Genomic DNA, 12,765 nt, shown 5'->3' on the forward strand with positions numbered 1-12,765 from the left:
CCCGCGCGGCATGCCCCGCCCCGCACGCCCGGCGCGTCAGAGCGCGTCGAGGAACGCCGCCACGGCCGGCAGCGCGTCGGGGTGCCGCGGGGTGTCGGCGTGCGTCGCGCCGTCGAGCTCCACGAGCGGCGCGTCCGGTCGGAGCGCCTTCACGTGGTGCGCCGCGCGGAGGCGCTCGGGATCGCGCGTGCCCGCGACGAGCAGCAGCGGCACCGCGGATCCGGCGACGACAGCGTCGGGCACGCCCGCGTCCCGCTCCGACTCGCGCATGTAGGCGGCGAGCGCCCGCGCGTCGTCCGCGAGGAAGGCCCCGCGCGTCGCCGCGTCCACGGGATGCCCGCTGTGCCGCTCCCACGCCTCGAGGAACCCGGGCATGCCGCCCGTCTCCAGCGCGTCGATGCAGCCGGGGAAGAACACGCGGTCGAAGACGCCCACGCCGCTGCGCGGGGATCCGCCGAGGCTCGACGTCGAGAGGAGGCGGTCGGGGTGCGCGGCGGCCAGCGAGAAGCCGACGCGCGCGCCGAGGCTGTAGCCCACGTGGTGCACGGCGGAGGCGCCGACCGCGTCGAGCACGGCCACGACGTCGGCGACCATGAGGTCCATCGCGTAGGCGGCGGGCTCGTGCGGGACGTCGCTGCGCCCGTGGCCGCGGAGGTCGAGCGTGATCACCTGCCGCGTCGGCGACAGCGCGCGCACCCAGCCGAAGCCGCGCCAGATCGCCTGCGACAGGGCCGTGCCGTGCACGAGGACGACGGGCGCGTGGGCCGGGTCGCGGGGATCCGCATCCACCGGCCGGGCGCCGAAGGCCCGGTAGGCGATGCGCGTGCCGTCGAGGGGGTTGGTCGCGGTGTCCACGGGGATCCAGGCTACGCGGATCCCCGGGCGCTCCCGCGCGGGCGGATCGTCGCGCGGGGAGCGGGCGACCCGGCGCCCGCGCGGTCCGCGGGTGCCGGGTCGGGCGGGCTAGGCGGAGGCGCCGTCGCCGTCCTCGTCCGTGTGGTGCGGCGTGTCCTCCTCGGGCTCGAAGTGGTCATCCCCGCCGTCGTGGCCGGCCGCGACGCCGGTCTCGCCCGCGGGGATCGTGCCGTCGTCGCCGAGCTTCTCGCCGTCATCGTGCGCGTCGGCCGTGCCGTCGTGGTGGGTCATGTCCGTGCCTCCTCTGGTCGCGCGGCCCGTACCCGCGTCGTCGCGGGTGCATCGCGGCCGGCGGTGTCCTCCCATCCTGCCCGGGCGGGCCGCCCGCGCCCCGGCGCATGTCCGCCAGCGGCGCTCGCAGGATCCCGTCATGCCCCGACGCATTCGTTAGCAGGACTAATGAGCTAGCCTAAGCACATGCCCGACTCCCCCGATCTCAGCCAGAGCCTGCGCGCCGGCGTCATGCGCCTCGCGCGCCGCCTGCGGGCCGAGAAGGCCGACCACGAGCTGAGCGACAGCCAGTTCGTCGTGCTCGCCCTGCTCCTCCGTGACGGGCCGACGAGCCCCGGGCGCCTCGCCGAGATCGAGCGCGTCACCGCCCCGAGCATGAACCGCACGGTCAACTGCCTCGTCGAGTCGGGGTACGCCGAGCGCTCCCCCGCCCCCGACGACGGCCGCCGCGTCACGGTGTCCATCACGGACGCCGGACGGACGGTCGTGCAGGAGACCCGCCGGCAGCGGAACGCCTGGCTCTCCCTCCGCCTCGACGAGCTCACCGCCGCCGAGCGCGCCACCCTCGGCGAGGCCGCGGCGCTCCTCGGCCGCATGGCTGCCGCGTGAGCGCCGTCTTCCGGAGCCTCCGCGCCCCGAACTACCGCATCTGGTTCGCCGGAGCGCTCGTCTCCAACGTCGGCACGTGGATGCAGCGCACCGCCCAGGACTGGATCGTCCTCACCGAGCTCACCCGCTACGACGCGACCGCGGTCGGCATCGTCATGGCGCTGCAGTTCGGCCCCATGCTCCTGCTCTCCCCCTACGCCGGCCTCATCGCCGACCGCTACGACAAGCGCCGCGTGCTCATGATCACGCAGGGCACCATGGCGGTCCTCGGCCTCGGGCTCGGCCTGGTCGTGCTCTCCGGACGCGCCGAGCTCTGGCACGTCTACCTCTTCGCGCTCCTCCTGGGCATCGCCTCGGCGCTCGACGCCCCCGCCCGCCAGTCCTTCGTCTCCGAGCTCGTCTCCGACGACGACCTCTCGAACGCCGTCGCGCTCAACTCGGCGTCCTTCAGCGCGGCGCGCATGATCGGCCCGGCGGTCGCGGGCGTGCTCATCGCGGGCGTCGGCACCGGCTGGGTCTTCCTCATCAACGCCGTGAGCTTCATCGCGGTGCTCATCGCCCTCACGCGCCTCCGCGTCGGCGAGCTCCGCCGGCCGGAGCGCGTCACCCGGTCGCGCGGCCAGCTGCGCGAGGGCTTCCGCTACATCGGCGGGCGGCCGGACATCATGGTGATCCTCGTGATCGTCTTCCTCGTCGGCGCGTTCGGCTACAACTTCCCGATCTTCACCTCCACCATGGCGAGCGTCGAGTTCGGCAAGGGGGCGACCGAGTTCGGGCTGCTCTCCTCGAGCCTCGCCGTGGGATCCGTCGCCGGCGCGCTCCTGTCGGCCCGCCGCGAGCGGCCCCGCATCCGCCTGGTGTTCGTGGGCGCCGCGCTCTTCGGCATCGCGACCGGGCTGGCGGCGATCGCGCCCACCTACCTGCTCTTCGCCGGGGCCCTCGTGATCGTGGGCGTCGTCTCGCAGACCCTCATGACGAGCGCCAACAGCACCGTCCAGCTCACCGTCGAGCCGCGCATGCGCGGCCGCGTGATGGCCGTCTACATGGCGATCTTCGTCGGCGGCACGCCGCTCGGCGCGCCGATCGTGGGCTGGGTCGCGAACACCTGGGGCCCGCGCGCCGCCGTCATGGTGGGCGCGGCCAGCGGCATCGTCGCCGCCCTCATCGCGATCGCCTGGCTCGTGCTGCACCGGCACCTGCGCGTCTCGTACCGGATCCATCGCACGCCGCACCTCCTCGTCACGCACGACGGCGACGGCCGCGACCGCCGCGAGGACGCGCGCGAGGACATCGAGGCCGACGAGGCCGTCGCGCGCCGGACCTGACGCGCCCACCGCGCTCTCGCCGAGCCGGGGACAGGACGCGGGGTCAGGGCGCGGGCGTCGGCGTCGCGGTCTGCGGCACGTAGCCGACGTCGTCGAGGCAGTAGTCGAGGAAGGCGCTCGTCGCGCGGAGGTACTGCCCGGTGTCGAGCGAGGCGCCGTCCGTGTCCGCGCCCGAGCGCAGCGCGTCCAGCTCGTCGACGATCGTCGAGAAGGACGCCACGAGCGGCTGCATGTTCTCGGGGGCCATGCCGGCGAGCGCGGCGTCGCCCTGCTTGACGCGGTCGAGGAGGGTCGGATCCACCTGCTTCCCGTCGCCGAGCGCCTGCACGAGCTTGGTGGAGTCGGGCAGCACCTGCGCGAGCGTCGAGCAGGTGGCGAGCTCGTCCTCGGTCGGCGGGCCGGGGGCGCGCGTCCCGGTCGGCTCGGGGCTGGCGGTGCCGTCGGGAGCCGCGCCCGCGTCCGGGGTCGCGCTGGCGGCGGGCGCCGTGGTCGCGGGGGCGGGTGCCGCCGCTCCCGTCGTGCATCCGGCGAGCACGAGCGCTCCCGCCGCGGCCACGAGGACCGGCGCCCACGATCGGTCCCGGCGTGCCGGACGGTGCGTGCGGGCCATGCGGGCCTCCTCGGCGCCTATCACAGGTGTTCTGCCCCGCGGAAGTCGATCGACGCGGGTGTCAGGGCGAATGCCCCGGAGCACTACCGTATTCGGATGACACGAAGCGAGAGCGACCGCAGCACCGTCACGCCCGATCCGGATTTCGTGGCGCAGGACTTCAGCCACGAGCAGGAAGGCTACCAGCACGGGTTGAAACCCCGCCAGCTCCAGATGATCGCCATCGGCGGCGCGATCGGCACCGGCCTCTTCCTCGGCGCCGGCGGACGCCTGGCCTCCGCGGGCCCCGCCCTCGCGATCGTCTTCCTGATCTGCGGCGTCTTCGCCTTCTTCATCCTCCGGGCCCTCGGCGAGCTGGTCCTGCACCGGCCGAGCTCCGGGTCCTTCATCTCCTACGCCCGCGAGTTCTACGGCGAGAAGTTCGCGTACGCCGCGGGCTGGATGTACTTCCTCAACTGGGCGACCACGGCCATCGTCGACGTGACCGCGGTCGCGCTCTACATGCACTACTGGTCGGCCTTCACCGCGGCCCCGCAGTGGCTGCTCGCCCTCATCGCGCTGGCCGTCGTGCTCGCGCTGAACCTCGTCGCCGTGAAGGTCTTCGGCGAGATGGAGTTCTGGTTCGCGCTCGTGAAGGTCGCGGCCCTCGTGGTCTTCCTCATCGTCGGCATCGTGTGGCTGGCGTGGAGCTTCCCCGTCACGGTCGGCGGCGCCGAGGTGCAGACCGGCTGGACCGTCCTCCAGCAGAACGGCGGGGTCTTCCCGCAGGGCCTCGTCCCCGTGGTGCTCGTCGTGCAGGGCGTCGTCTTCGCCTACGCCGCCATCGAGCTCGTCGGCACCGCCAGCGGCGAGACGCAGGACGTCGAGAAGGTCATCCCCCGCGCCATCAACTCCGTCGTCTTCCGCATCGCGATCTTCTACGTCGGATCCATCGTGCTGCTCTCGCTCCTGCTCCCCTACACGGCCTACAGCGCCGACCAGAGCCCCTTCGTCACCTTCTTCTCCAGCCTCGGATCGCCTCAGGTGGGCGCGATCGCCGGCTCCGTCATGAACTTCGTCGTGCTCACGGCCGCCATGTCGAGCCTCAACGCGGGCCTCTACAGCACGGGCCGCGTGCTCCACTCGATGGGCATGAACGGGTCGGCGCCCAAGTTCACGACCGTCATGTCGAAGGGCGGCGTGCCGTTCGGCGGCATCATGCTCACCGGATCCATCACGCTGCTCGGCGTCGGCCTGAACGCCCTCGTGCCGAAGCAGGCGTTCGAGATCGTGCTGAACGTCGCGGCGCTCGGCATCGTCGCGGGCTGGGGCACGATCATCCTCTGCCAGATGCGCCTGCGCACCTGGGCGAAGCAGGGCAAGGCGCAGGAGCCCACGTTCCGCCTGCCGGGCGCGCCCGTGACCTCGTGGCTCACCCTCGCGTTCCTCGTCAGCGTGCTCGTGCTCATGGCCATCGACTGGCCGATCGGCACGCTCACCGTCGCGTCGCTCGTCGTGATCATCCCGCTCCTGGTGGTGGGCTGGTACCTGCAGCGCGACCGGATCCTCGAGATCGCGCGCGTGCGCGAGGGCATCACCGGCCCGTTCCCCGTCACCGGGCGCGACGCGGCCGACCAGCGCAAGCGCTGACGAGGTCCCTCAGCTCGTCCGGACGCCGCCGTCCCCGACCACGGGGGCGGCGGCGTCCGCGTGCGCCCCGGCGGAGGGCTGGGCCGGATCCGGTCGCAGCCGCCGCCCGAACGCCAGCAGCTCGGCGTCGTGCTGCATGACCCACGCGACCGCGGCGTTCAGGCTGTCGCGCCGCTGGACCCACACCCGCAGCCCGTCGGATCCCAGGCCGCACGCGTAGACCTCGTAGGTGAAGGGCGCCGCCAGGTCGTCCCGGTGGCGCAGCACCCAGCCGAGGGCGGGTCCGTCGCCGACGCGGACGAGCCACGCGCCGCGCACGGGGTGGGCGTGCGGGTGCTCCGGCACGGGGCTGATCGCCCCGGTCGCGTCGCCGCTCTGCTTGCTCCACATGCGGATCCCCTTGGGTTCGTCCGACGCGTGCGCCACGCCCGCGTCGACGCCCGGCCGCGTCGAGCCGAGCGTACGCGCGCGCACCGACGCCGTCCCCCGGGGTGCCCCTCACGAGCAGGCCAGGAGGACGCGGTCGATCGCGCCCCGGTCCGCGTCGTCGATCGACAGGCCGTACCTGCTCGCGATGAAGGCGAAGCGCGTGACGTAGAGGCACCGGTATCCCGCGTCCGGCGGGAGCCAGGTGGCCGGCCCCTGATCCGACTTGTCCTGGTTGGTGGGGCCGTCGACCGCCTGCAGCTCGTCGAGGTCGGTCGCGAGGCGCTCGCGTCGTCCGTCCGTCCACGACCAGGCCCCGTGCTGCCAGGCCCAGGACAGCGGCACGAGGTGGTCGATCTGCACGGCGGCGCTCGTCCGCGGCCCGCGCGCGAAGTCGATCCCGTGCCCCGTGTACGCGTCGTCGAGGTGCCCCGCGACGACCGTGCAGCGCGGATCGTCGGATGCGTAGGCGACCGGGGCCATGTCCCGGACGAGCACGTCGTCGCGCTGGTCGCAGCCGTTCCCGTCGGCGTCCGCCCAGGCCGGGCCGAAGGCGTCGCGGTCGTAGCGCGGGTGACGCTCGCGCCCGTCCGCCCCGATGGAGTCGGTCATCCCGCGTGCGGCGGCCACGTCGATCCGGCCGTCCCGCACGAGTCCCGCCCGCGCGAGCGCGCGCACGACGGCGCCGTCGGGCACCTGCGCGTCGAGGTGGCCGCCGCCCGCGTCCGGACCGAGGACCGCCTCGCGCGCTCCGACGACCACCGCGCCGACCACGATGGCGGCGGCGACGGCCGCCAGGAGCACGCGCACCGCCTGTCGCCTGTCCCCGAGGACGCGCGCGAGCAGGCGTCGCACCGCCCGCCGTCGTCCTCCGCGCCGCCGTGCCTGTCCGTCCATCGCGCCCCCGTCCCGGGGCATGGCTACACCTGCGGACCACCTCGCCCGCGGCGCGTGGAACCCGCCGTGGGGGACGACGACAGCGATGTCGTGGGGAGGAGGCGGACGCCATGCGGCGCCGGACGGCGGAGCGCCCGACGCGGACGGATCAGATCAGGGCGCGCGCGGCGGCAGCCAGCTGGAGGACAGCGCCCAGGGACGACGGGCCGGGCGTGTTCTGCCCCGCGGTCGCGAGGCGCACGAGCGCGAAGGCGATGACGGCGAGGACGATGACCGCGGCGATCACGTAGATCCAGATCCGCAGTCCCCGGCGCGCGGGCTGAAGGGGGTTCTGCTCGAGGGGGCCGTCGTGGTCGGGTCGTTCGGGGTGATCGCGCATGCTCGCACCCTACGCCGGTCGTGTCGTCCTCCGACGGCCGCCCGGATGCGCCGACGGGCGGCCCTCCGGTGTCGGAGGACCGCCCGTCGGCGGTGATGCGCGCGGCGGCGCGCATCGAGGGGTCAGGCGGAGATGCTCTGCGCGAGGACGCCGTCGAGGACGACGGACGCCTCCTCGTCGGTGGACTTCTGCGCGAGCGCGAGCTCCGAGACGAGGATCTGGCGGGCCTTCGCCAGCATGCGCTTCTCCCCGGCCGAGACGCCCGAGTCCTGGTCGCGACGCCACAGGTCGCGGACGACCTCGCTGACGCGGCGCACGTCGCCGGAGCCCATCTTCTCGGTGTTGGCCTTGAAGCGGCGCGACCAGTTGCCGGCCTCCTCCTCGACGTCGCCGCGGAGCACGTCGAACACGGCCTCCACGCCGGAGCTGTCGATGACGTCGCGCAGCCCCACGAGCTCGGCGTTGTCGACGGGCACGTCGATGACCAGCTCGCTCTGGTGGATCTGGAGGGTGATGTACTTCTTGTCGACCCCCTTGATGGTGCGGGTCTTGACCGCGGTGATCGTGGCGGCGCCGTGGTGGGGGTACACGACGGTCTCCCCTACTTCGAAAATCATGCAGTGCTGTCCTTCGATACCTCGAGATGTGTGCCGGAGATGTCGCGCACGCGCATGCACAGCCGCGTGGGCGCCGACGTCCCGCTCCGCGTCGCACGCCGTGGGCGTGGCCGTGGTGCGTGGCCGGTGCACCGAGATCACCGGCCGCCGCGGCGCTCGGCTAGGGGCGTCCGCGGTGATGGTCCGACCGGTATTCTCTCACGGTTCTCCCGTGCCCGAATACGCGCGAGATCGAGGCGGAGAGCCACGGGACGAGCTGCCCCAAGCGGAGCGTGTGGTGCACCCCCTCGGACTTGAACCGAGAACCCACTGATTAAGAGTCAGTTGCTCTGCCAATTGAGCTAGAGGTGCAGGTGAGGCCCCTGTCGTGCGGGGTACCGGACCGAGAGATGACACTAGCACCACGGTCGGGCGGACGCGAATCGAGGCCGTGGAGTCCCCGTCCGGAGGCCGCGCGGGCGGCTCTAGCATGGACGTCGACACCCGCGAACGAGAGGCTCCCCCATGACCGAGACCGCCCGCCTCGAGAAGGGGCAGCCCGCCCCCGACTTCACCCTCCCCGACCAGGACGGCGCGTCCGTCACCCTCTCGGACCTCCGTGGCCAGGACGTCATCGTGTACTTCTACCCGGCCGCGGGCACGCCCGGCTGCACCACGCAGGCGTGCGACTTCCGCGACAGCATGGACTCGCTCCGGGCCGCCGGCTACCGCGTGCTCGGCATCTCCAAGGACCCCCAGGAGGACCTGGCCCGGTTCCGCGAGGAGCAGGGCCTCGGCTTCACGCTCCTGTCCGATCCCGACCTCGAGGTCCACCGCGCCTACGCCGCGTACGGCGAGAAGTCGCTCTACGGCAAGAAGGTCACCGGCGTGATCCGCTCCACGGTCGTCGTGGACGGCGAGGGGAACGTGGCCCTGCCGCTCTACAACGTCAAGGCGACGGGGCACGTGGCCTCGCTGCGGAAGAAGCTCGGCGTCGACGCCTGACGCCCGGCGTCGCGGCTCAGTCGCGACGCCGCGTGGCGAGGATCACCGACCGCGTGAACAGCAGCACGAGCACGACGACGGACGGCACGATGAGGCCCCACCCGAGGTCCTGACGGGCGTCCGCACCCTGCAGGCTGCCCACGCCGACCGCGATCTGCAGCACCTGCCAGGTGACGGCCGCCGGCCGCACCCAGCTCCGGCCCCGCAGGATCCCGCGCACGACGGCGCCCAGGAAGACGGCGGCGAGCGCGGCCAGCGCGATCAGCGCGACCGCGCTGGCGAGCGACGCCGGCGTCGATGTGAGCAGGTCGACGACGAGGAGGGCGGTGACGCCCGCCATGCCCAGCGCCTCGAGCCCGACGAGGACGACGAGCAGGAGCACCGCGGGAGTCCGGCGGGAGGGATCCGCGGAGTCGCGCGGATCGAGGGCATCACCGGTTCCGGTCACAGCACGTTCCCATACAAAGCTATTGATTGATCGTTGGCTCTATGCGACGATATTCGAGGTCGAGTTCGTTCACAGGGTGGTGAGCAGATCCGGAACCGAGCTTACAAGGGACGCATTCCCGAAGCTGAGCATCTCACGAGGAGGGGCCACGCGCCCCGTCCCGATGCGGTTCCCGGACGCCTCGCCCCACCCCCATCCCGCGGCAGATCCGCCGTGCAACGAGTACCGACCTGAGGAGCACCCCTATGGACTGGCGTGACAAGGCAGCCTGCCTGACTGTGGACCCCGAGCTGTTCTTCCCCGTGGGGAACACCGGCCCGGCCGTGGACCAGATCGACAAGGCCAAGGCCGTCTGCGGCCGCTGCTCCGTCACCGAGATGTGCCTGCAGTACGCCCTCGAGACCGGACAGGACTCGGGCGTCTGGGGCGGCCTCAGCGAGGACGAGCGCCGCGCCCTCAAGCGCCGCGCCGCACGCGCCCGCCGCGCCAGCTGACGCACCCACCACGCACCACCGACGAGAGCCGGGCCGCCCACGGGCAGCCCGGCTCTCGTCGTCCGCCGGGTCGACGGCCCGCCGCGGACCGGTTCAGCTCGTGACGGGTGCCAGCCACCGCAGCGGGACCTCGATGGTCACCTCGGTGCCGCTGCCCATGAGCGTGTGCCAGTCGATCGTCCCGCCGAGCTCGCCCTGGATGAGCGTCCGGACGATCTGCGTCCCCAGCCCCGTGCCGACCTTGCCCTCGGGCAGGCCCACGCCGTCGTCGCGGACGCTGACGGTCAGCGTCTCCTCGGTGCGCGCCGCCTCGATGGCCACCTCGCCCGATCGCCCTGCCAGGCCGTGCTCGACGGCATTGGTCACGAGCTCCGTGAGCGCGAGGGCGAGCGGCGTCGCGTAGGCGCTCGGCAGCACCCCGAAGCTGCCCAGGATCTTCGGGTGCACCCGGGTGTTGTGCGCGGACGCGACCTCGGCGATGAGCAGCAGGACGCGGTCGAACACCGCGTCGAAGTCGACGTTCTGGTTGAGTCCCTCGCTGAGCGTGTCGTGCACCACGGCGATGGCGCCCACCCGGCGCTGGGCGTGGCCGAGCGCCTCGCGCGCCTCCTCCGTGTGCGACCGCCGAGCCTGGATCCGCAGGAGGCTCGCCACCGTCTGGAGGTTGTTCTTCACCCGGTGGTGGATCTCGCGGATCGTCGCGTCCTTGGTGATCAGCTCGCGCTCCTGGTGCCGCAGCTCCGTCACATCGCGGCAGAGGACGACCGCACCGACCCGCTCCCCGTGGCTGCGGATCGGGATCGCGCGGAGCGAGACGGTGACGCCGCGCGACTCGATGTCCGTCCGCCACGGCGCGCGCCCGGCGACGATCAGCGGCAGCGACTCGTCGACCGTCAGCCGCTTGCCGGTGAGGAGGCTCGACGTGGCGTCCGCGAGCGACTCCCCCTCGAGCTCCTCGGAGAAGCCCATGCGGTTGAACGCGCTGAGGGCGTTGGGGCTCGCGAAGGTCGTGATCCCGTCCACGTCGAGACGCAGCAGGCCGTCGGACGCGCGGGGCGCCCCCCGCCGCGGACCGGTCGGCGAGCCGAGGTCCGGGAAGTCGCCGTCGGCGATCATCGCGAACAGGTCGTTGGCGCACTCGTTGAAGGTCAGCTCCTGGCGGCTCGGCGTCCGCGTCTCGCTGAGGTTGGTGTGCCGGGTGATGACGGCGATGGGCGTGTCCGTGACCTCGGGGCTGCCCTGGGCCAGGCGACGGAGCACCGGCACGGCCCGCACGCGGGTCGGCGTCTCCTCGTACCAGTCCGGCGCGGAGGAGTCGATGATGCGGGCTGTCTCGTGCGCGTCGGTGACCTGCTTGCGCCACTCGGCCTTGATCGGCTGCCCGACGAAGTCACGGTAGAACAGGGTGGCCGAGCTCGACGGACGGGCGTGCGCGACCGCGACGAAGCTGCCGCTGACCGTCGGGACCCACAGCACGATGTCCGCGAACGCCAGGTCGGCGAGGAGCTGCCAGTCGCCGACGAGGAGGTGCAGCCACTCGACATCCGCGTCGGAGGACAGACCCTGGGCATGCACGAGATCGCTGAGCGTGGACACGGCTACAGCCTATGCGGGCCGGGAGCGCTCCTCCCCCGCCGCATCGCCGCCTCGACGCCGGGCGCTCGTGGCACGACGCGCCCTCCGGGGCGCGTCCTCGGGAGACAGGAGGGTCGTCCGGGTGAACCGCGACCACTCCACGAGCGCGGGCGATCGCGGGGCGATCTCGCGCAGCGTCGCCCCGGCGAGCACGGCGGCGTCGAGGGACTCGCGATCCTCAGGGACGTACGCCTCGGCCTCCACGCTCCCGAACCGGAAGAGGGTGCGCCGCACCTGGCCGGCCGCGTCCCAGCCCCCTGCGCTCGGGCGTACCCGGTTGACGAGCACGGAGACGCGCGACGGGTCGACGATCTCGAGGAGCTGCACGTAGGCGCGGAAGAAGCGCGAGAGGCCGACCGTGTCGGCGGAGACGACGGCGACGACGTGGTCCGCGCCGCGGAGCACCGCGTGCGTGGCCGCGTTGCGGCGGGGCGCGAACATGTCGCTCGAGATCTCCTCGTCGTCCTCCAGGTTGAACGAGGCGTCGACCACCGTGTAGTCGCGCCAGCCGCGGCATGCCTGCAGCACGGCGGAGACGCGCCCCTCCGCGAGCTCCGGCCACCGGTCCGGGCGCGAGATGCCCGTGAGGACCGAGAACCCCGGCGCCCGCGTGGACGGGTGGTGCTGCGCGATCCGGTCCAGCTCCTCCACCGTGAGGCTGTCGGCCGCGGCGAGGCGGCATGCGGCGGCGAAGCCCGGCGCCTCGTCCAGCAGCCCCAGGGTCGCGGCGACCGTCCCGCCGTGGACGTCGGCGTCGACCAGCACCGCGGACCGTCCCGCCGCGGCGACCTCGCCGGCGATCGCCAGCGCCGTCGTCGTGCGGCCCGGAGCCCCCTGCGGCCCCCAGACGGCGATCACGCGGCCCTTCGGCTCCTGCGGTCCTGCCGCGGCGTCGTCCCGCTCCTGCTCGCGGACCACCGGAGCCGGCACGCGCGGACGCCGTACGAGCCCGAGCCGTCCGCGCAGGGGGCGGCCTCGACGGATCGAGTCGTCGTCCCTCCGGGTGCCTGCCGAGGCCCTCGCGCTCCGTCCGGCGGGCGGCCAGCCCTCGGCGCGGCCCCCGCCGCTCCCACGGATGGGCCGTCGGGAGCCGGCGGCGGGGAGCCGGTTCCGGTCGGATGCGTCGCCTGCGCGTCCGCGCTCCTGAGGGTCGATCTCCAGGTGCGGGGCCACGGCGTCCGCGCGTCGGACGCCGGCCGCCGCTCCGCCGATCGTCCCCAGCGGGCGCACCGTGAGCAGCAGCTCCTCGATCTCGTGCCAGGCGGCGCCCTCGTCCACGACCTCGTGGTGCCCGAGCGCCTGCGCGTTGCGTCGGTCGGCCTCGCTCGACGCGACGGCGACCGCTCGCGCGCCCCGCTCGTCGAGCGCCGCGAGCACGTCGCGGTCGAGCGTCGTCGGCGATGCCGAGATCACCAGGTGCAGGGGATCGTCGATCGCCGCCTGCACCGCCGCGATAACCTCCGCGGCGCCCGTCACACGAGCGAGGACCGCGTGGCCGGACTCGACGACGTCGCGGAGGAGCGCGTCCTCCACGCGGGGCGGGAGGGCGAGGATGAGGGACGCCAC

15 protein-coding genes and 1 tRNA gene are annotated in these 12,765 nt (G+C 73.4%); 5 read left to right on the plus strand and 11 right to left on the minus strand.

Annotation, left to right across the window (positions count from 1 at the left end):
• Nucleotides 1-36: 36 nt before the first annotated feature.
• Nucleotides 37-855 carry an alpha/beta fold hydrolase gene (locus tag FGI33_RS07975; protein WP_237581606.1) on the minus strand — a complete coding sequence of 273 codons (819 nt, stop codon included), beginning with the start codon at nt 853-855 and terminating at the stop codon, nt 37-39.
• A gap of 108 nt (nt 856-963) precedes the next feature.
• Complete coding sequence (locus FGI33_RS07980; RefSeq protein ID WP_119434753.1) at nt 964-1,146, minus strand: hypothetical protein; 183 nt, start codon at nt 1,144-1,146, stop codon at nt 964-966.
• A gap of 186 nt (nt 1,147-1,332) precedes the next feature.
• Between FGI33_RS07980 and FGI33_RS07985 the strand changes: the two genes are divergently transcribed.
• Both FGI33_RS07985 and FGI33_RS07990 read left to right on the plus strand, forming a co-directional pair.
• On the plus strand, nt 1,333-1,755 hold the full coding sequence (locus FGI33_RS07985; RefSeq protein ID WP_119434754.1) for a MarR family winged helix-turn-helix transcriptional regulator: 423 nt from the start codon (nt 1,333-1,335) through the stop codon (nt 1,753-1,755).
• The gene (locus FGI33_RS07990; protein WP_119434755.1) at nt 1,752-3,080 is read left to right on the plus strand and encodes an MFS transporter; all 1,329 of its coding nucleotides are present in this window, start codon (nt 1,752-1,754) and stop codon (nt 3,078-3,080) included. The genes FGI33_RS07985 and FGI33_RS07990 overlap by 4 nt, the downstream gene beginning before the upstream one ends.
• A gap of 43 nt (nt 3,081-3,123) precedes the next feature.
• Here the strand turns inward: FGI33_RS07990 and FGI33_RS07995 are convergent, their stop codons facing one another.
• A complete protein-coding gene (locus FGI33_RS07995) occupies nt 3,124-3,690 on the minus strand; it encodes a hypothetical protein (protein WP_119434756.1) in 567 nt (188 codons plus the stop codon).
• A gap of 96 nt (nt 3,691-3,786) precedes the next feature.
• On the opposite strand from FGI33_RS07995, the gene FGI33_RS08000 reads away from it, so the two are divergent.
• On the plus strand, nt 3,787-5,319 hold the full coding sequence (locus FGI33_RS08000) for an amino acid permease (protein WP_119434757.1): 1,533 nt from the start codon (nt 3,787-3,789) through the stop codon (nt 5,317-5,319).
• Between the two features lie 9 nt (nt 5,320-5,328).
• On the opposite strand, the gene FGI33_RS08005 is transcribed toward FGI33_RS08000, so the two are convergent.
• The 5 genes from FGI33_RS08005 to FGI33_RS08025 all read right to left on the minus strand — a co-directional run bounded on the left by FGI33_RS08005 (nt 5,329) and on the right by FGI33_RS08025 (nt 7,989).
• Entirely contained in the window at nt 5,329-5,709 is a 381-nt protein-coding gene (locus FGI33_RS08005) for a hypothetical protein (RefSeq protein WP_119434758.1), read from the minus strand.
• 108 nt (nt 5,710-5,817) lie between these two features.
• Nucleotides 5,818-6,642, minus strand: a complete 825-nt coding sequence (locus FGI33_RS08010; protein ID WP_237581608.1) for an HNH endonuclease family protein — start codon at nt 6,640-6,642, stop codon at nt 5,818-5,820.
• A 148-nt stretch (nt 6,643-6,790) separates the two neighbouring features.
• Complete coding sequence (locus FGI33_RS08015) at nt 6,791-7,021, minus strand: hypothetical protein (RefSeq protein WP_119434749.1); 231 nt, start codon at nt 7,019-7,021, stop codon at nt 6,791-6,793.
• A 122-nt stretch (nt 7,022-7,143) separates the two neighbouring features.
• Nucleotides 7,144-7,638 (minus strand): CarD family transcriptional regulator, encoded by a 495-nt coding sequence (locus FGI33_RS08020; protein ID WP_012298114.1) that lies wholly within the window; start codon nt 7,636-7,638, stop codon nt 7,144-7,146.
• A gap of 275 nt (nt 7,639-7,913) precedes the next feature.
• Nucleotides 7,914-7,989: transfer RNA gene (locus FGI33_RS08025), tRNA-Lys, on the minus strand.
• Nucleotides 7,990-8,142: 153 nt separating this feature from the next.
• Here FGI33_RS08025 and bcp point away from each other — a divergent pair.
• Nucleotides 8,143-8,622, plus strand: a complete 480-nt coding sequence (gene bcp, locus FGI33_RS08030) for a thioredoxin-dependent thiol peroxidase (RefSeq protein WP_119434750.1) — start codon at nt 8,143-8,145, stop codon at nt 8,620-8,622.
• A gap of 16 nt (nt 8,623-8,638) precedes the next feature.
• On the opposite strand, the gene FGI33_RS08035 is transcribed toward bcp, so the two are convergent.
• On the minus strand, nt 8,639-9,070 hold the full coding sequence (locus tag FGI33_RS08035) for a hypothetical protein (protein ID WP_119434751.1): 432 nt from the start codon (nt 9,068-9,070) through the stop codon (nt 8,639-8,641).
• Nucleotides 9,071-9,315: 245 nt separating this feature from the next.
• Here FGI33_RS08035 and FGI33_RS08040 point away from each other — a divergent pair, with 245 nt between their 5' ends.
• Nucleotides 9,316-9,564 (plus strand): WhiB family transcriptional regulator, encoded by a 249-nt coding sequence (locus FGI33_RS08040; RefSeq protein ID WP_012037746.1) that lies wholly within the window; start codon nt 9,316-9,318, stop codon nt 9,562-9,564.
• Between the two features lie 93 nt (nt 9,565-9,657).
• On the opposite strand, the gene FGI33_RS08045 is transcribed toward FGI33_RS08040, so the two are convergent.
• Together FGI33_RS08045 and FGI33_RS08050 are read right to left on the minus strand one after the other, a co-directional pair.
• Nucleotides 9,658-11,160, minus strand: a complete 1,503-nt coding sequence (locus tag FGI33_RS08045) for a sensor histidine kinase (protein WP_119434752.1) — start codon at nt 11,158-11,160, stop codon at nt 9,658-9,660.
• A 9-nt stretch (nt 11,161-11,169) separates the two neighbouring features.
• Nucleotides 11,170-12,765, minus strand: coding sequence for a CpaE/TadZ family protein (locus FGI33_RS08050; protein ID WP_237581610.1), 1,596 nt, complete (start codon nt 12,763-12,765; stop codon nt 11,170-11,172).

Source organism: Clavibacter phaseoli (genome assembly GCF_021922925.1).
Lineage (GTDB): Bacteria > Actinomycetota > Actinomycetes > Actinomycetales > Microbacteriaceae > Clavibacter > Clavibacter phaseoli.